This is a genomic window from Alphaproteobacteria bacterium, assembly GCA_017308135.1.
GTDB lineage: Bacteria > Pseudomonadota > Alphaproteobacteria > CACIAM-22H2 > CACIAM-22H2 > Tagaea.
In genome coordinates, this window is record JAFKFM010000010.1 from 417,354 (window position 1) to 433,589 (window position 16,236).

12 protein-coding genes and 1 riboswitch are annotated in these 16,236 nt (G+C 64.9%); of the genes, 9 read left to right on the plus strand and 3 right to left on the minus strand.

Going from position 1 to position 16,236, the window contains the following annotated elements; genetic code table 11:
* The first annotated feature begins 4 nt into the window (after positions 1 to 4).
* The 3 genes from J0H39_18845 to J0H39_18855 are packed head-to-tail and all read left to right on the plus strand — an operon-like array spanning position 5 to position 3,257.
* Positions 5 to 2,338 (plus strand): fimbrial biogenesis outer membrane usher protein, encoded by a 2,334-nt coding sequence (locus J0H39_18845; GenBank protein ID MBN9498817.1) that lies wholly within the window; start codon positions 5 to 7, stop codon positions 2,336 to 2,338.
* The gene (locus J0H39_18850) at positions 2,335 to 2,802 is read left to right on the plus strand and encodes a spore coat protein U domain-containing protein (GenBank protein ID MBN9498818.1); all 468 of its coding nucleotides are present in this window, start codon (positions 2,335 to 2,337) and stop codon (positions 2,800 to 2,802) included. The genes J0H39_18845 and J0H39_18850 overlap by 4 nt, the downstream gene beginning before the upstream one ends.
* A 20-nt stretch (positions 2,803 to 2,822) precedes the next feature.
* Positions 2,823 to 3,257: a response regulator gene (locus tag J0H39_18855; GenBank protein ID MBN9498819.1), complete on the plus strand. Its 435-nt coding sequence runs from the start codon at positions 2,823 to 2,825 to the stop codon at positions 3,255 to 3,257.
* A 7-nt stretch (positions 3,258 to 3,264) separates the two neighbouring features.
* On the opposite strand, the gene J0H39_18860 is transcribed toward J0H39_18855, so the two are convergent.
* Entirely contained in the window at positions 3,265 to 4,128 is an 864-nt protein-coding gene (locus J0H39_18860) for an isocitrate lyase/PEP mutase family protein (GenBank protein ID MBN9498820.1), read from the minus strand.
* A 285-nt stretch (positions 4,129 to 4,413) separates the two neighbouring features.
* Between J0H39_18860 and J0H39_18865 the strand changes: the two genes are divergently transcribed.
* Complete coding sequence (locus J0H39_18865; GenBank protein MBN9498821.1) at positions 4,414 to 7,572, plus strand: CHAT domain-containing protein; 3,159 nt, start codon at positions 4,414 to 4,416, stop codon at positions 7,570 to 7,572.
* Positions 7,573 to 7,598: 26 nt separating this feature from the next.
* Positions 7,599 to 8,504: a dienelactone hydrolase family protein gene (locus tag J0H39_18870; GenBank protein ID MBN9498822.1), complete on the plus strand. Its 906-nt coding sequence runs from the start codon at positions 7,599 to 7,601 to the stop codon at positions 8,502 to 8,504.
* Here J0H39_18870 and J0H39_18875 read toward each other — a convergent pair.
* Complete coding sequence (locus tag J0H39_18875; GenBank protein MBN9498823.1) at positions 8,490 to 9,521, minus strand: ribonucleotide-diphosphate reductase subunit beta; 1,032 nt, start codon at positions 9,519 to 9,521, stop codon at positions 8,490 to 8,492. The two genes, J0H39_18870 and J0H39_18875, sit on opposite strands and share 15 nt — an antisense overlap.
* Positions 9,521 to 11,383 carry a ribonucleoside-diphosphate reductase subunit alpha gene (locus J0H39_18880; protein MBN9498824.1) on the minus strand — a complete coding sequence of 621 codons (1,863 nt, stop codon included), beginning with the start codon at positions 11,381 to 11,383 and terminating at the stop codon, positions 9,521 to 9,523. Before J0H39_18880 ends, J0H39_18875 begins: the two co-directional genes overlap by 1 nt.
* A gap of 108 nt (positions 11,384 to 11,491) precedes the next feature.
* A riboswitch (cobalamin riboswitch) is annotated at positions 11,492 to 11,675 on the minus strand.
* 99 nt (positions 11,676 to 11,774) lie between these two features.
* On the opposite strand from J0H39_18880, the gene J0H39_18885 reads away from it, so the two are divergent.
* The 4 genes from J0H39_18885 (at position 11,775) to J0H39_18900 (ending at position 16,223) form a co-directional block, all read left to right on the plus strand.
* Positions 11,775 to 12,884 (plus strand): S-(hydroxymethyl)glutathione dehydrogenase/class III alcohol dehydrogenase, encoded by a 1,110-nt coding sequence (locus J0H39_18885; protein MBN9498825.1) that lies wholly within the window; start codon positions 11,775 to 11,777, stop codon positions 12,882 to 12,884.
* Positions 12,884 to 13,729, plus strand: coding sequence for an S-formylglutathione hydrolase (gene fghA, locus J0H39_18890; GenBank protein MBN9498826.1), 846 nt, complete (start codon positions 12,884 to 12,886; stop codon positions 13,727 to 13,729). Before J0H39_18885 ends, fghA begins: the two co-directional genes overlap by 1 nt.
* Before the next feature lie 293 nt (positions 13,730 to 14,022).
* The gene (locus J0H39_18895) at positions 14,023 to 15,201 is read left to right on the plus strand and encodes a mandelate racemase/muconate lactonizing enzyme family protein (GenBank protein MBN9498827.1); all 1,179 of its coding nucleotides are present in this window, start codon (positions 14,023 to 14,025) and stop codon (positions 15,199 to 15,201) included.
* 5 nt (positions 15,202 to 15,206) lie between these two features.
* A complete protein-coding gene (locus tag J0H39_18900) occupies positions 15,207 to 16,223 on the plus strand; it encodes a substrate-binding domain-containing protein (protein ID MBN9498828.1) in 1,017 nt (338 codons plus the stop codon).
* Positions 16,224 to 16,236 lie beyond the last annotated feature (13 nt).

Consider the following 16,236-nt stretch of genomic DNA (forward strand, 5'->3'; position numbering starts at 1 on the left):
CACAATGGCCGCGCGCGCGAAATCGGTTCTGGCGACGGGCCTGGCGTTGACCGCCGGCCTGCTGATCGCCGATCCCCGTCCGGGCTTCGCCCAGGCGGTCGAACCGATCGCTTCGCGCGAGACCGAAGACGAGAGCGAGATCCTGTCGGTCAGCCTCAACGGCACACCGCTCGTCGATACCGTCCTCGCGATGAAGCGCGCGGATGGCTACTACTTGCCGGTCGAGATCCTGACCGAAGCGCGCGTCGAAATTCCGGCGTCGGCGCGCCGCATTTCCGGCCCGGGTGCGGATTATGTGCGCCTTGCCGACATTCCCGCGATGAATGTCCGCTTCGATACCGCGAAGATGGATCTGGCGCTGACGCTCGACCCCAAGGGTTTCCGCCGCCAGGTCGTCGACACGACGCGCAGCGACACGGCGAAGGTCGACGCGTCGGCCAGCGGCGCCTATCTCAACTACGACGCCATCGCCCAAACGATCGGCGGCGTCAGCTACGCGGCGAGCCAGCTCGAAGCCGGCGGCCCGGTGTTCGGCGGCGGCTTGCAAACGGCGGGCATCGTTCGCACCGGTGCCACGAAAGCGGGCAACTTCACGCGCCTCGACAGCTCCTACATCCACGATCTTTACGGCAGCATGACGCGCGTGAAGCTCGGCGACGCGATCTCGCGCGGCGGCGCTTGGGGCCGGCCGGCGCGTTTCGGCGGCGTGCAGATCGCCAGCAATTTCGCGCTCCAGCCCGGCTATATTTCCTATCCGACCGCGAGCTTCGCGGGCCAAGCGGCTCTGCCTTCGACCGTCGACGTCTATGTCAACGGCGCGCTGCGCTATCGCGGCCAGGTCGATCGCGGCCCGTTCGAGCTCAATCAGTTGCCCACGCTGACCGGCGGCGGCGACGCGCGCGTGGTGCTGACCGATCCGCTCGGCCGCCAGCAAGCGCTGAACGTGCCGTTCTATGTGAGCCCGCGTCTGCTGCGCGCGGGCAAGTCGGACTATTCCTACGAAGGCGGGTTCCTGCGCACCGGCTACGGCTTCACCAGCGGCGGTTACGACGCGCCGATGCTGGCGGGCACGCATCGTTACGGTTTGACCGACAGCCACACGGTCGAAGCCCATGCCGAAGGCACGGATCGCCGCCAGGCGGCGGGCGCCAGCCTGACCAGCGCGTTCCTGGGCCTGGGCGAGTTCCACGAGGAAGTCGCGGTCGCCAACGGGACGCGCGGCACGGGCTGGCTGGCGGGTGCCGCGTTCTCGCGCAATGCGGGCGCTTGGACCTTCAGCGTGCGCCAGCGCTTCCAGTCGTCGAATTTCGACGCGGGCGGCTTCGTGTTCTCGACCGCCGCCGCTCCCCAGCGTTCGGAGACGCTCGCGACCGTCGCCCTCGGCCTCGAAAGCTACGGCTCGCTGTCGCTGTCGGCGGCGCGCGTCGGCTACGACGGCAAGGCGCCCGCGCGCGTCGTCTCGGCGAATTGGAGCTTGCCGCTCAACGACCGCGCGTTCGTCAATACCTACGCGCTGGGCACGAAGCAGGAGCGTTCGACCGCCGTGATCGGCATGACGGTCACTTTCATGTTCGGAACCTCAACCACCGCGTCGATCGACGCCAGCACGCGCGACGGCCGCGCGTCGAGCACGCTGCAAGCGCGCCATTCGCCGGCGGGCGACGCGGGCTGGGCTTTCGGCGCCGCCGTTTCGCGCGGCGAACTGGAACGCAACAGCGTCGATGCCACGCGCCGCACCAGCTTCGGCGATTTCGGCGGCGCCGTCGACCAAGCCGCGCGCCAGACAGGCGGGCGCATGTCGGCCAGCGGCGGCTTGGCGGTCGCCAACGGCAAGTTCTTCCCGACGCGCCGCATCGACGACGCGTTCGGCGTGGTCTCGGTGCCCGGCCGTGCGGGCGTGACCGTCCTTCAGGAAAATCGCCCGATCGGCAAGACCGACGCGGATGGCGATCTGTTCGTGCCGCGCCTGCTGTCGAACTACGCCAACCGCATCGCCATCGAAACGACAGATCTGCCGGTCGATGCCGATGTCGAGAAGCTCGAAACCTCCGTCACGCCGCGCCACCGCGGCATCGCGAAGGTCGAGTTCCGCGTCGAATCCGCCAGCAAGGTGTCGCTGACGGTCGTGGGCGAGGACGGCGAGCCGATCGATAGCGGCATCGAAGTGGTGCGCGTCGCCGACGCGAAGGTTTTCCGCTCGGGCTTCGACGGCGAAGTCTATCTGGAAGGTGCAGCGGGCGACGAATTCGAAACCGACAACCGCGCCCAGACCTGCCGCTTCCGCATTCCCGCCGCGATCGAAGAAGGCACCGTCGCGATCTGCGAGGCCGTGAAATGAAACGCCTTCTTCTCGCCCTGTTCTTGCTGGTCGCGTCGGTGCCAAGCGCTTTCGCGGCGATCGCCTGCACGGTCGCGACCAATTCGGTCGCCTTCGGCATCTACGATCCGACCAGCGGCGTCGATAAGACCAGCAACGGCAGCGTGACCGTCACGTGCCTGATCGTGGTCGGGCTGTCGGGCTCGGTCGCCTACAACATCCATTTTGCGCCGGGCAACGGCAGCTACGCGTCGCGCGCGCTGAAATCCGGTTCGCTGACGCTCAACTACAACCTCTACACCGATGCCGGGCTTTCGCAGGTTTGGGGCGACGGCACCGGTTCGAGCGGCCGGATCAGCGACAGCTATTCGATCCCGCTCGTGGGTTCGATCGTTTCCTACAACGTCTACGGCAAGATTCCGGCGCGGCAGAACCCTGGAATGGGCAGCTTCACCGACAGCATGATCGTCACCGTCAACTACTGAAAACAGGGCAGGGCAAGGTTATGAACGTATTGATCGCGGAACACGATGGGTTGCAGCGCCGCATGGCCTGCGATGCCGTGTCCGACCTCGGCATGAATGTCTGCGCCGCGGATGGTGGATTGCTGGCGCTGGAAACGCTGGCGGCCCGCAAGAACATCGATCTGCTGGTGACCGATGTCAGCCTGCCGGTGATCGAAGGCTATCGCTTGGTCGATATGGCGAAGCTCCGGCTGCCGAATTTGAAGATCATCTATCTTGCCGCCGATCGCTACGAAGCCGAATGCAAAATCGGCCGCGTGCATGGCGAGATCATCGCCAAGCCCTATATTTGTTGTCAGTTGCAGAAGGCGGTTGCCCGCGCCTTCGCGGCGACGCCCGGCGCCATCTGCGGCATGCTGGCCCAGCATGCGCATCTGTTCGACGGATGCGGGGTCGTCGCGCCGGTGCTCGCCTAATCCCGAATCACGTTCCGGCGACGAACTGCTTCGCGTGGGCGTCGTAAGCGTCGTAGCCCAGCACTTCGCGCAGCTTCTTGCCCGGCAAAGCGCCCGGCGCTTCGGCGGCACCCGAACCGATGGCATCGAGGCCGGCTTGCATACCTGCGATGGCCGGCGACAACATGCCGGTCGGATAGGTACCGATCTTCAGGCCCAACGCGGCGGCGTCCTTCTGCGACGGTGCGGCGCGCGGCTGGCCGGGCGTGAGCACCGAGAAAGCCGGTGCCTTGCCCGATGCCGCGACCGCGCGACGGATTTCGTTTTCGTCGGCGGGTGAGTCGAGAAAGGTGATCGCGGCCCCTTCGGCCACATACATCTCGATACGCGCGACGGCTTCGTCGATGCCGAGTGTGGGGCGGCAATCGGTGCGCGCCATGACCAGAATGCCGGTTTCCTTCGCGGCGGCGACGGCGGCGCGGATTTTCATGCGCGCTTCTTCGAAGGGCAAGCAAGGCTTGCCCGCAGCGGTGAGGGCGCGCGGGGTCAGCTTGTCTTCGATCAGCACGGCGGCGGCCCCGGCGCGGCCATAGGCGGCGACGGTGCGCTGCACGTTCATCGCGTTACCGTAGCCGTGATCGCCGTCGGCGAGGATCAGCAGATCGGGGGCGGCGTTGCGCGCCTTGTTGAGCGCATCGTACATCTCGCCGAAGCCGATTAGATCGAGATCGGGGCCGCCCAAGCAACTCGCCGCGACGCAGGAGCCCGACAGAAACGCGGTCTTGAAGCCGCTTTTGGCCGTCAGCTTGGCGGTCAGCCCATCCCAAATCGCGGGCATGACCACGAAGCCCGGCTGGGCCAAATAGCTGCGCATCTTCTCGCCTGGCGTCATCGTCAACGTCTCCTCCGACTCTACAATTGTCTCGAAGACTTTAACCAATACATGTGATCTCCGTCACGCGTGATGCGGCGGGGGATGTAATAAACTTCATGTTGCGCCAAAATCACTCGATCGTTGTACGAATTGTTTTTGGCAAGATACACTCGCGATGCTCGGTTCCAAACGATGGTGTAAGTCGAACGGACAAGCGAGGTCGAACGACGGTTCAATGTCGGGCGGTCGGGGGATGGAAATATGGGGTCTCGAAGCGTTGGTGTCGTTTGCGCCTCCATTTTCTTGTTTGGAGCGCTTGTCGCCTGTCAACCGGAGGAGCGTCCGGTCGTCAGCCTCGATCAAGCGCGGCGTACGGCCACGACCTTCCAAGCGCAGAGTTTCCGCGCACCGCCGCGCAGCGTTAACGACATCGCCGCGATCATCGAAGCGCGGCGGCCCGATACGGCGCGGCTAGCCGAAGCGCAAGCGCTCGCGGACTCGGCGCCGACGGATCGCGAGCGCGCCGACGCGGGCGAACTTGCCGCGTATTACACCCGCCGTGCCGCTGCCGCCGAGTTTCTCGGACGTGCTGCGCAACGCGCCGACGATTTGCGCCTAGCCTATGAGGCCGGCGTCATCGCGGGCGGCGACGCGCTAATCGGCGCGCGGCGGATTCAAACTTGGACGGTCGCCGAGCTCAATCGCGGCCATACCGCCAAAGCGATCGAATTGAGCCGCCAGCGGATCGAAGCGTCGCCGAACGCGTCGTGGGAACTTCAGGCGCGCGCCAATCTGTTGACCGCCTATATCCAGTTCGGAGACCTCGCCGCCGCACAAAGTGAACTCCCGAAGATCGACGCCAATCTGGCGAGCGTGCGGTCGAACTTCTTTTTTGCCGCTTGGGTCGGTCAGTCCAGCGAGTTCGCCGCGGCGCGCGCCCATGCGCTGTACGCGCTGGGCTCAGGCAACTACGCGGATGCGGAGCGGCATTTGCGCGCCGCGTTGGCCGCCAACGCGGCGCTGGTGCGCGACGAAACTTCGATCGTGCGCAACAACAATCTGCCGCCCAATGCGATGACGGGCAGTGGGCTCTACGCGAGGCAGGAATTGTCGCGCGTTTTGGCGCGCCAAGGTCGGCTGGTCGAAGCGGAAAGCGAAGCCCGGCTCGTGGTCGTCGAACGGCTGGAGAAATGGGGCCGCGATGCGCCGGAAACAGCCTGGGCGATCGCAGGTCTCGCCGATGTGCTGCGCGAGCAGGGCCGTTTCGCCGATAGCGAACGCTTGGCGCAGCTGGCCTACGACGCGCTCGATAAACCGGGGATCGCGCCCGATTCTGCGATGTTCGTGCGCGTGGCGCAGCTGCTGGCCGGCGCACAAACGGCGCGGCGGGACTATGCGCGTGCGGCCGCCACCTATGCGGAGCTGCGCCGCCGCCTCGCGTCGAACGCGGCCTTGAGCGAGCTGGTGTTCGAGCGCGGCTTAGGATGGGGCATCGTGGCGTTGCAGACCGGCGATGCGGCCGAGGCGCGGCGGGTGTTCGGGCGCGTCGCGACGCATGGCGCGACGTTTTTCGGCCCCGACCATGTCGAAACGCTGCTGGCGCGCGGATTGGCGGCGGTCGCAGCCATGCGCGGCGGCGACGCGTTCGGCGCACGCGCGGAGTTGGCGCAAGTGGCGCCCGCGTTGTTGGAAGGGGCACTGCGTGCCGGAATCGCGGACGACGGCGCGTCCGACCGCGACGCGTTGATCCGGCTGGTCGTCGAAGCCGCGATCGGCGCGCTGGAGGATTCGCAATCGCCCGACGCGGCGGCCGAATCATTCCGGCTCGCCGACGCGATCCGCGGGCGCAGCGTGCAGCGCGCCCTGGCGCAGTCCTCCGCGCGGGTCGCCGCCGCGGACGGGACGCTCGCGACCTTGGTGCGCGAAGAGCAGGACACCCAGAAGCAGTTGGGCGCGCTGCGCGCGGTGCTGACGGATATGTTGGCGTCGGCGGCACCGGACGCCGCCGCCGCGCGCGAACTTCGCGGCCGTATCGAGACGTTGCGCGTCGCGCGCGAGGCGATCGCGCGGGAAATCGAAACGCGTTTCCCCGATTATGCCGAGCTGATCGATCCGCGCCCCGTGACGATCGAGCGGGTGCGCGCGATGCTGCGCGACGACGAAGCGCTGATCGCGACCTATGTCGGCGAGGAACGCGGCTTCGTCTGGGCGGTCCGCAAATCGGGACCGGTCGCGTTCGCCGGTATCGCGAAGGGGCGCGGCGCGATCGCGGCGGCGGTCGCGAAATTGCGCGCGGCACTCGACCCGAACGCGAGCGTGCTGGGCGACATTCCCGCTTTTGACGTCGAGACCGCGCACAAGCTTTACGATGATCTCCTGCGCCCGGTCGAGGCGGGGTTCGCGGGGGCCGCGTCGCTGTTGGTCGTGCCGCACGACGCGTTGGGGCAACTGCCGTTCGGCGTGCTGGTGACCGCACCCGCGCGGCCGGTGCTCGACGGCGAAGGGACGGCGTTGTTCTCCGGCTATCGCGCGGTGCCGTTCCTGATCCGCAAAGCGGACGTGACGCAGTTGCCGTCGGTCGCGTCGCTCGCGTCGTTGCGCGGCTTGCCGGCCCCATTGACCGCGCGCAAACCCTTCGTCGGCTTCGGCGACCCCTGGTTTAGCGCCGCCCAGATGGCCGAAGCGCAAAGCACGGCGGCGACGCAGGTCGCGGCCGTGACGACGCGAGGTTTGCAGACGCGTAGCATTTCGCTGGTGCGTCGCAACGCGCCCGCGACGCGCACGATCGACAGCGCCGAACTCGCGATTCTGCCACGTCTGCCGGACACGGCCGACGAATTGCGCGGCGTGGCGCGGGCGTTGGGGGCGGGAACGTCCGACGTAATCCTTGGCGCCGCCGCCAACGAGCGCGCGGTTGCGGCGATGGATTTGAGCGACCGCAAGGTTGTCATGTTCGCCACGCACGGTCTGGTCCCCGGCGATCTCAACGGGCTGACGCAGCCCGCACTCGCCTTGTCCGCGCCAGACGTCGCGGGCGTCGATGGCGACGGCCTGCTGACGCTCGACGAGATTCTGGGGCTGAAGCTCGACGCCGATTGGGTCGTACTGTCGGCGTGCAACACGGCGACGGGCGACGGCGCGGGCGCCGAAGCCGTTTCGGGGCTTGGCCGCGCCTTCTTCTATGCGGGCACGCGCGCGTTGCTCGTCACCAACTGGCCGGTCGAGACGACGAGCGCACGCACGCTGACGACCGATCTGTTTGCCCGCCAAGCGGCCGACGCGACGTTGGGCCGCGCGGCGGCGCTGCGCCAGACGATGCTGGCGATGATCGACGGGCCGGGCTTCGTCGATCCGCAGAGCGGGCGGACGGTGTTCGCCTATTCCCACCCGATCTTCTGGGCGCCGTTCGCCCTGGTCGGCGACAATGCCGGCGGTGCAACGCGCATCGCAGGGCTTCGTTGATTTTTCAACCCGCGAGGTCGAACGACATGAAATCGAACATCATCCGTATGCTCACCGCCGTTTCCGTCGCGGCACTGTTGCTCGCAGCTTGCGGCGGTCAGGAGCGTTACGACGCGCGAATGGCCGAGTACGCTACGATCCAGCCGACTGTCGATATCCGTGTGCCGCTGGGGGCCGGACCGTTTCCGGCAGTCGTATTGCTGCACAATTGCGCGGGTATCGAAGGCGATCGCGGCGGTCAGATCACGCGCGACTGGGCCGGTTTTCTAATCGCCAATGGTTACGCGGTCGTAATGCCGGATAGCTTCGTTCCACGCGGACTTCGCGGCGGTGTCTGCGAGCGGCCGGGATCGCAATGGCCGGCAGCGTATGTGCGCGGCGGCGACGCCTATGTCGCCCTGCGCGCCGCTCAAGCAGACGCGCGGATCGACGGCCGACGCATCGCTGTTATGGGCGGCTCGAATGGCGGCGTCGCAACGCTCGCGGCGGCGAATGCGGACATGATTAAGGAATACGGCTGGTTGGCGCCATCGCAGCCCGGTTTTGTCCAGGCGATATCGTTCTATCCCGAATGCGGGTTGAGTTACGGGACATGGCAAGTGCAAAGCCGAACGCCGAAAATCGCTTCGACAGGCAGCTTCAAGCCCGCAATGCCGGTGCTGATTTTGATCGGCTCGGCAGACAATTGGACGCCGGCATCGTCGTGCGAAGCGATGCTTCGCGAGTCCGCGGGACAACCGATCGAAATGAAAATCTATCCTGGCGCGCATCACGGCTTCGACACTCCCAGTCCGGGAGTCTTCCACAATCCGCGGGTCTACAATTCGAACAACCCGAGCGGTGGCGCAACGACCGGACAGAACCCGGCGGCGCGCGAAGATTCGCGGCGCGTCGTTCTAGCGCTGTTGGGGGAGAAACTAGCCCGTAAGTGACGGTAAGCGCCCCGTCATGCGTTTATCGAAATTCGCCCATACGCCCTCGGCGCCGTGCCACGCCCCCTTCGTGGCGCCCTTCGAATACTCGGTCGCGCGCGCTTCGAAGAAATTGGCGTGCTCGACGCCGTTGAGGATTTCGCTGAGCCACGGCAGCGGGTGCTCGCCGATGCGATAGATCGTGGGAAGCCCAAGCTGCGACAGGCGCCAATCCGCGATGAAACGGATATAGCGCTTGATGTCGTCGGGCGTCATGCCGTCGACCGGGCCCATCTCGAAGGCGAGATCGATAAAGCGATCCTCGAGGCCGACGACGGTCTTGCAGCAATCGACGATGTCGTCGCGCACCGACGGCGTCAGGCATTGCGTTTCGGCGGCGAAAGCGTGGAACAGCTTTATCATGCCTTCGCAATGCAAGCTTTCGTCGCGCACCGACCACGACACGATCTGCCCCATGCCGCGCATCTTGTTGCGGCGGGGGAAGTTCAGCAGCATCGCGAAACTCGCGAAAAGCTGCAGCCCTTCGGTGAAGGCGCCGAACATGGCGAGCGTGCGCGCGATATCCGCGTCCGTCTCGACGCCGAAACGCTGCATATAGTCGTGCTTGTCCTTCATCGCCTTGTAGTCGGTGAAGGCGGCGAATTCAGAATCCGGCATACCGATGGTTTCGAGCAGCAGCGCGTAGGCGGCGATATGCACGGTTTCGATATTGGAGAATGCCGCCAACATCATCTTGATTTCGGTCGGCCGGAAGACGCGCGAATAGCGCTCCATGTAGTTGTCGTTCACCTCGACGTCGGATTGGGTGAAGAAGCGGAAAATCTGGGTCAGCAGATTGCGCTCGGCGTCGGTGAGCTTCACCGCCCAATCCTTGCAGTCTTCGCCCAGCGGCACTTCCTCGGGCATCCAATGGACTTGCTGCTGGCGGCGCCAGTAATCGATGGCCCAGGGGTAGCGGAAGGGCTTGTAGCTGTGGCTGGGCGTCAGAAGGCCGAGTTTCGTCATGAACTTTTCCATCACTGGCACGCCAAGCATTCTTCGTAATCGGTCTTGGCCGAGAGCGTCGGGCCTTCGACTTTCGTTTCGGTCTGTCCCGCGATCGCGGCGCGCTGGATGGATTTGGAGCGGCAGTAATAGAGGCTCTTGAGCCCGCGTTCCCACGCCGTCCAATGCAGCATCATCAAATCCCATTTGTCGATGTCGCTTGGCAGATAGAGATTGATCGACTGGCCCTGGCAGATGAACGGCGTGCGATCGCCGGCAAGCTCGACGACCCAGCGCTGATCGATCTCGAACGCCGTACGGAACACGGCTTTCTCGTCGTCGCTTAAGCCGTCGAGATGCGCGACCGAGCCTTCGTTCTCGAGGATCGATTTCCACACCGCGTCGGTGTCGAGCCCCTTCGACGCCAGCATGCGGCGCAGATGCGGGTTTTTGACCGCCGTCGAGCCCGACAGCGTCTTGTGCGTATAGACATTCGCCGGGATAGGCTCGACGCACGCGGACACGCCGCCGCAGATGATGCTGATCGACGCCGTCGGCGCGATCGCCATTTTATGGCTGAAGCGTTCCATCACGCCGCGCTCGGCGGCGTCGGGGCAGGGGCCGCGCTCATGGGCGAGCTTCACCGACGCCGCGTCGGCCGCCGCGCGGATATGCTTGAACACGCGCATGTTCCACGCCTTGGCCATGGCGCTTTCGAACGGCACGCCTTGGGCTTGCAGGAAGGAATGGAAACCCATGACGCCCAAACCCACCGAACGCTCGCGCATCGCGGAATAGCGCGCGCGGTCCATGCTGCCGGGCGCGTGGTCGATGAAATCCTGCAACACGTTGTCGAGGAAGCGCATGACGTCTTCGACGAAACGCGGCTCGGCCGACCATTCGGCCCATGTCTCGATATTGATCGAGGACAGGCAGCACACCGCCGTGCGGTCCTTGCCGAGATGGTCGGTGCCCGTCGCCAGCATGATCTCGCTGCACAGATTCGACTGGCGAACCTTCAAGCCCAATTCGCGCTGATGGGGCGCAAGGCCACGGTTTACGGCATCAACAAAGAGCAGATAGGGCTCGCCCGTCTGCAAGCGCAGCTCCAGAATTTTCTGCCAGATCAAGCGCGCGTTCACTTTGCGCAGAACGGCGCCGGTCTTCGGGCTGCGCAGGCCGAACTCGGCGTCGTTGCGCACCGCCATCATGAATTCGTCGGTGATGTTGATGCCGTGATGGAGATTGAGGCTCTTGCGGTTGAAATCGCCCGACGGCTTGCGGATTTCGAGGAACTCCTCGATCTCCGGGTGATGCACGTCGAGATAGACGGCGGCCGAGCCACGCCGCAGCGAGCCTTGCGAGATCGCGAGGGTGAGCGAGTCCATCACGCGCAGGAACGGAATGATGCCGGAGGTCTGGCCCGAGCCCTTCACCGGTTCGCCGATCGAGCGCACGCCGCCCCAATAGGTGCCGATCCCGCCGCCGTTCGACGCGAGGAACACGTTCTCGTTCCACGTGCCGACGATGCCGTCGAGGGAGTCGTTCACCGAGTTGAGGAAGCACGAAATCGGCAGGCCGCGCCCGGCACCGCCATTGCTGAGGATCGGTGTGGCCGGCATGAACCACAGCTTCGACATATAGTCGTAAAGCCGCTGGGCGTGGGCGGGGTCGTCGGCGTATTGGCGCGCCACGCGCGCGAACAGATCTTGATAGGACTCGCCGGGCAGAAGATAGCGATCGTTCAGCGTGTCCTTGCCGAACTCGGTCAGCAGCGCGTCGCGGCTGCGGTCGATGCGCAAGCTCGGCGGCACCAGCGCCAATTGCGGGCGCGCGGGCATCACTTGCGTATGGCGAACGAAGCGGCCGGGACCGATCTCGAGGAGGTTTTGCATTCTTCTTGCCCTTCAATCGTTGGACCGAAGGGCGGGGGAACGCAAAGGCGCGCATCGGGAATTCCGTGCGCGGCAATCGCGGCTTCCCGACGGCGCACCCCGGCCGAAGTCAAACCTACCGGCGACGGCAGGTCTCCTGGCTTGGCGGGTCTTTGCTCGGAGCCGAACCTTCCCGGTTGCCCAGTGGTTTCGATCGGCCGAACTCGCCGCTGACAGTTGCGGGGGCAGCGCCGGAATGACTACCGGACTTCCCTATTGTTCCCGTGCGGGAACCGTCGCCTGACAACATATAGGGCTTGGCGGCCTCGCGAAGTCAATAGGCTGTGTGCGTATACATGGGCAAACGGCTTCTGCTAAAGCAGTCGCCTTACCGAATCAGGGAGTCGCCGAGATGAAAGTTCGCGCCGCCGTCGCTTGGGAAGCGGGCAAGCCGCTTGAAATCGAAACCGTCGATCTCGAAGGCCCGCGCGAGGGCGAAGTCCTGGTCGAGGTGAAGGCGACCGGCATCTGTCACACCGACAAATACACGTTGTCGGGTGCCGATCCCGAAGGTCTATTTCCGGCGATTCTGGGCCATGAAGGTGCGGGCGTGGTGGTCGAAGTCGGCCCCGGCGTGAAGAGCCTGAAGAAGGACGATCACGTCATTCCGCTCTACACGCCCGAATGCCGCCAGTGCGAATACTGCCTGTCGCGCAAAACCAATCTCTGCCAGGCGATCCGCACGACGCAGGGAAAGGGCTTGATGCCCGACGGCTCCAGCCGCTTCTCCTGCCGCGGCAAGACGATCCATCACTATATGGGCACGTCGACCTTCGCGAACTACACCGTGCTGCCCGAAATCGCGCTGGCGAAAATCCGCCCCGACGCGCCGTTCGACAAGGTTTGCTATATCGGCTGCGGTGTGACGACCGGCATCGGCGCCGTCATCTACACCGCGCGCGTGCAGCCGGGTTCGCGCGTCGTCGTGTTCGGCCTGGGCGGCATCGGCCTCAACGTCATCCAAGGCGCCAAGATGGTGGGTGCCGAGATGATCGTCGGCGTCGACATCAATCCGGGCCGCGAGAAGCTCGCGCGCAAATTCGGCCTGACGCATTTCGTCAATCCGAAGGACGTGAAGGGCGATATCGTCGGCCATTTGGTGGAACTCACCAAAGGCGGGGCCGACTACACATTCGAATGCGTCGGCAATCCCACGCTGATGCGCCAAGCGTTGGAGTGCTGCCACAAGGGCTGGGGCGTTTCGACGATCATCGGCGTGGCCGCCGCCGGTCAGGAAATCTCGACCCGGCCGTTCCAGCTCGTCACCGGCCGCGTGTGGCAGGGTTCGGCCTTCGGCGGGGCGCGCGGTCGCACCGACGTGCCGAACATCGTCGACTGGTACATGGACGGGCGGATCAATATCGACGACATGATCACGCACACCATGCCGCTCGAAAAGATCAACGACGCCTTCGACCTGATGACGAAGGGCGAGTCGATCCGCTCGGTGGTGATCTACTGATGTCGGCGATCGAGACGATCTCCGCCCATCGCTGCTTCGACGGCACGCTGGGTTACTACAAGCACCAATCGGCCGAGACGAAGACGGCGATGAAATTCGCCGTCTTCGTGCCGCCGCAAGCCGCGAAGGGGAAGGTGCCCGCGCTCTATTTCCTCGCGGGCCTCACCTGCACCGAAGAGACGTTCATGATCAAGGCGGGCGCGCAGCGTTTCGCCGCCGAACACGGGATCATGCTCGTCGTGTGCGATACGTCTCCGCGTGGTCTCGGCCTGCCGGGCGAGGATGCGGATTGGGATTTCGGCACGGGGGCGGGGTTCTATCTCGACGCGACGGCCGAGCCGTGGGCCGGTCATTATCGGATGTTCTCGTATGTGAATTCCGAACTGCCCGGCATCGTCGAAGCAAATTTCCCGGCGTTGCCGGGTATACGCGGTATCTCCGGCCATTCGATGGGCGGGCATGGCGCGCTGACCATCGGTTTGCGCGCGCCGGAAAATTGGCGTTCGGTCTCGGCTTTCGCGCCGATCTCGAATCCCGTTGCCGTGCCGTGGGGCGAGAAGGCGTTCGGCAATTATCTCGGCCCCGACCGCGCGGCGTGGAAAGCGTGGGACGCGTCCGAGTTGATGCGCAAAGCGCCGCGAACGGACACGATCCTGGTCGATCAAGGCATGTCGGACCAGTTCCTGACCAGTCAGCTTCATCCCGAAGCGTTGGAACAGGCGGCGGCCGCATCGGGACAAAAACTCGTCCTCAACCGGCGCGACGGCTACGACCATTCCTATTGGTTCATTCAGAGCTTCGTCGCCGATCACATCGCGTTTCACGCGAAGGCGCTGAAGGCATAGGCCCCAACGAAAAACGGCCCCCGCGAGGGAGCCGTCTTGCCGCTGGTACATCCGCAGTCGGCCGATCCACCGTGGTCGGTGGATGCACATATAATGGGTATGGCCGGGGCAAAGCGCAAGTCCCGCCACACTCAAATCATTGCAATCATGTGAATATTTCGTCGGGACGCGAGCGGTGGGGGTGCGGCGCCGCCCGGCCAACCAGTGCTAGTGCCGCGCGGCCGGCTTGAACATCGATCTATGTTATCGGTAACATAGATCCCACGCGACGAAGATCGCGAAAAGGGGGATGGATGTCCGCGAATTTGAAACAAGACAAGCGCGCCTGCCGCATCACCAAGGTCACGACCTATGTGGTCGGCATGCGCTGGCGCAACTGCGTGTTCGCCCAGATCGAAACCGACGAAGGCATTCGCGGCATCGGCGAAGGCTCGCTCGAATACCAGCCCCAGGCGGTGGCGGCGGCGATCGATCAGCTTGCCGCGCGCTATGCGATCGGCCGGTCGGTCTTCGGCGTCGAGAAACTCTGGCACGACGTGTTGCGCAACGAGTTCATGCATTCGCCGATCATCAACAGCGCGGCCGCGGCGTTGGAAATGGCGATGTGGGACGTTGCGGGCAAGGCGCTGGGCCGCCCGGTCTACGAACTTCTGGGCGGCAAGGTGCACGATGTGCTGCCGGCTTACGCCAACGCCTGGTACGGCGTGGGCAAAACGCCGGCCGAAATCGGTGCGGCCGCCAAAGCCGCCGCCGCGAAAGGCTATCGCGGCTTGAAGTTCGATCCGTTCGAGGATGCGGGGCGCGAACCCGACAAGGCATCGATCCGGCGTGCAGCCGCGATCGTCGAAGTGGTGCGTGGCGGCGTGGGGCCCGATGTCGACCTGATGATCGACGCGCATGGCCGTTTCAGCCCCGGGGCGGCGATCGCCGTGGCGCGCGATCTCGAACCTTACGATCTGTTCTGGTTCGAGGAGCCGTGCGATCCCGAAAATGCGGCCTCGCTCGCCGCCGTCGGGCGCAACATGAAAACGCGCTTGGCGACGGGGGAACGCTGCACCAGCCGCGCGGCCATGGTCAATCTGCTGGAGACGCACGAAGTGGACGTGCTGCAGCCCGACATCATCCATGTTGGCGGCATCATGGAATCGAAGAAGATCGCCGCGATGGCCGACGCCTATTACGCGCCGGTGTCGTTCCACAATCCGTTCGGGCCGGTGGCGACGGCGGCGGCCGTCCAACTCGATGCCTGCACGACGAATTTTTTCATGCAGGAATCCTTCTGCGAATACGACGTGCCTTATCGCTTCGATCTGGTCGAACACGCGCCCAAACCGGTCAATGGCACCTATCTGGTGCCCGACCGTCCGGGGCTGGGGATCGGTGAGTTCCGGCCGGACGTGGCGAAGCAATATCCCTTCGATCCCGACGCGTTTCTGCCGCTGTTCACCGATCGCTGGTCGTCGCGGTTCTGACCGGCATGACGAAGCGCGAGCAGAACTTTCCCCGCATGGCGGAGGTGGCGAAGCTCGCCGGCGTCACCGTCATGACCGTATCGCGCGCGTTGCGCAGCCCGGCGAAAGTGGCGCCCGATACGCTCGCGCGCATTCACGCGGCGATCGAGCGAACGGGCTACGTGCCCAACGCGCTGGCGGGTGCCTTGTCGGCAGGCGGCGGGGGCAAGACGATCACCGCACTGATCCCCACGATGCAGCACGCGATCTTCGCCGATACGATCGCCGGTCTGTCGGCGGCTTTGCGCCCCGAAGGCTATCACCTTGTCTTGGGCGAGACGGGTTACCTGAGCGAGGAGGAGGACGCGCTGGTCGCGGCGTTCCTTTCGCGCCGGCCGGAAGGCTTTTTGCTGACCGGCGTTACGCGTTCGCCGCGCGCGCGCGAATTGTTGAAGCGCGCGAACGTGCCGGTCGTCGAAACATGGGAACTGACCAACACGCCGATCGATATGGTCGTCGGTTTTTCGAACGAAAAGGCCGCGCACGAAATGACGGCCTGGCTTGCGGGGCGCGGCTATAAGCGCATCGCCTTCGTCAGCGGCCCGTCGCGGATCAACGAACGCGCGCGGCGACGGGAAGTCGGCTACCGGCGTGCGCTCAAGGAACTTGGCTTGCCCGTGTTGAAAATCTTCACCATTGGCGCGCCGGCCGCCCCGCAAGTCGAAGACGGTGCGGCAATTCTTCCGGAAGTGTTGGCGGAGAAGCCCGACGCGATCTTCTTCACCAGCGATATTTATGCGGTGGGTGCGATCCAGGAAGCGAAACGGCGCGGCATCGCCGTGCCGACGGAGCTTGGGATCGCGGGTTTTCACGATCTCGCCATCGCAACGGTGATCGAACCGAAGCTCACGACCGTTCATGTGCCCGGCCGGGAGATTGGGTATATCGCGGGGCGGAATATCCTCGCGCGCATCAGGGGCGAACCGGCCCCGCAATTGAGCGCGATCCCGTTTTCGATCGTCGCGCGCGACAGCACGAAATAGATGTCGTAAAGGG

Bases quoted from the DNA above. Each gene is read 5' to 3' on its own strand.
- J0H39_18845 (MBN9498817.1), top strand. From the start codon at position 5: ATGGCCGCGCGCGCGAAATCGGTTCTGGCGACGGGCCTGGCGTTGACC.
- J0H39_18850 (MBN9498818.1), top strand. From the start codon at position 2,335: ATGAAACGCCTTCTTCTCGCCCTGTTCTTGCTGGTCGCGTCGGTGCCA.
- J0H39_18855 (MBN9498819.1), top strand. From the start codon at position 2,823: ATGAACGTATTGATCGCGGAACACGATGGGTTGCAGCGCCGCATGGCC.
- J0H39_18860 (MBN9498820.1), bottom strand. From the start codon at position 4,128: ATGACGCCAGGCGAGAAGATGCGCAGCTATTTGGCCCAGCCGGGCTTC.
- J0H39_18870 (MBN9498822.1), top strand. From the start codon at position 7,599: ATGAAATCGAACATCATCCGTATGCTCACCGCCGTTTCCGTCGCGGCA.
- J0H39_18875 (MBN9498823.1), bottom strand. From the start codon at position 9,521: ATGGAAAAGTTCATGACGAAACTCGGCCTTCTGACGCCCAGCCACAGC.
- J0H39_18880 (MBN9498824.1), bottom strand. From the start codon at position 11,383: ATGCAAAACCTCCTCGAGATCGGTCCCGGCCGCTTCGTTCGCCATACG.
- J0H39_18885 (MBN9498825.1), top strand. From the start codon at position 11,775: ATGAAAGTTCGCGCCGCCGTCGCTTGGGAAGCGGGCAAGCCGCTTGAA.
- fghA (MBN9498826.1), top strand. From the start codon at position 12,884: ATGTCGGCGATCGAGACGATCTCCGCCCATCGCTGCTTCGACGGCACG.
- J0H39_18895 (MBN9498827.1), top strand. From the start codon at position 14,023: ATGTCCGCGAATTTGAAACAAGACAAGCGCGCCTGCCGCATCACCAAG.
- J0H39_18900 (MBN9498828.1), top strand. From the start codon at position 15,207: ATGACGAAGCGCGAGCAGAACTTTCCCCGCATGGCGGAGGTGGCGAAG.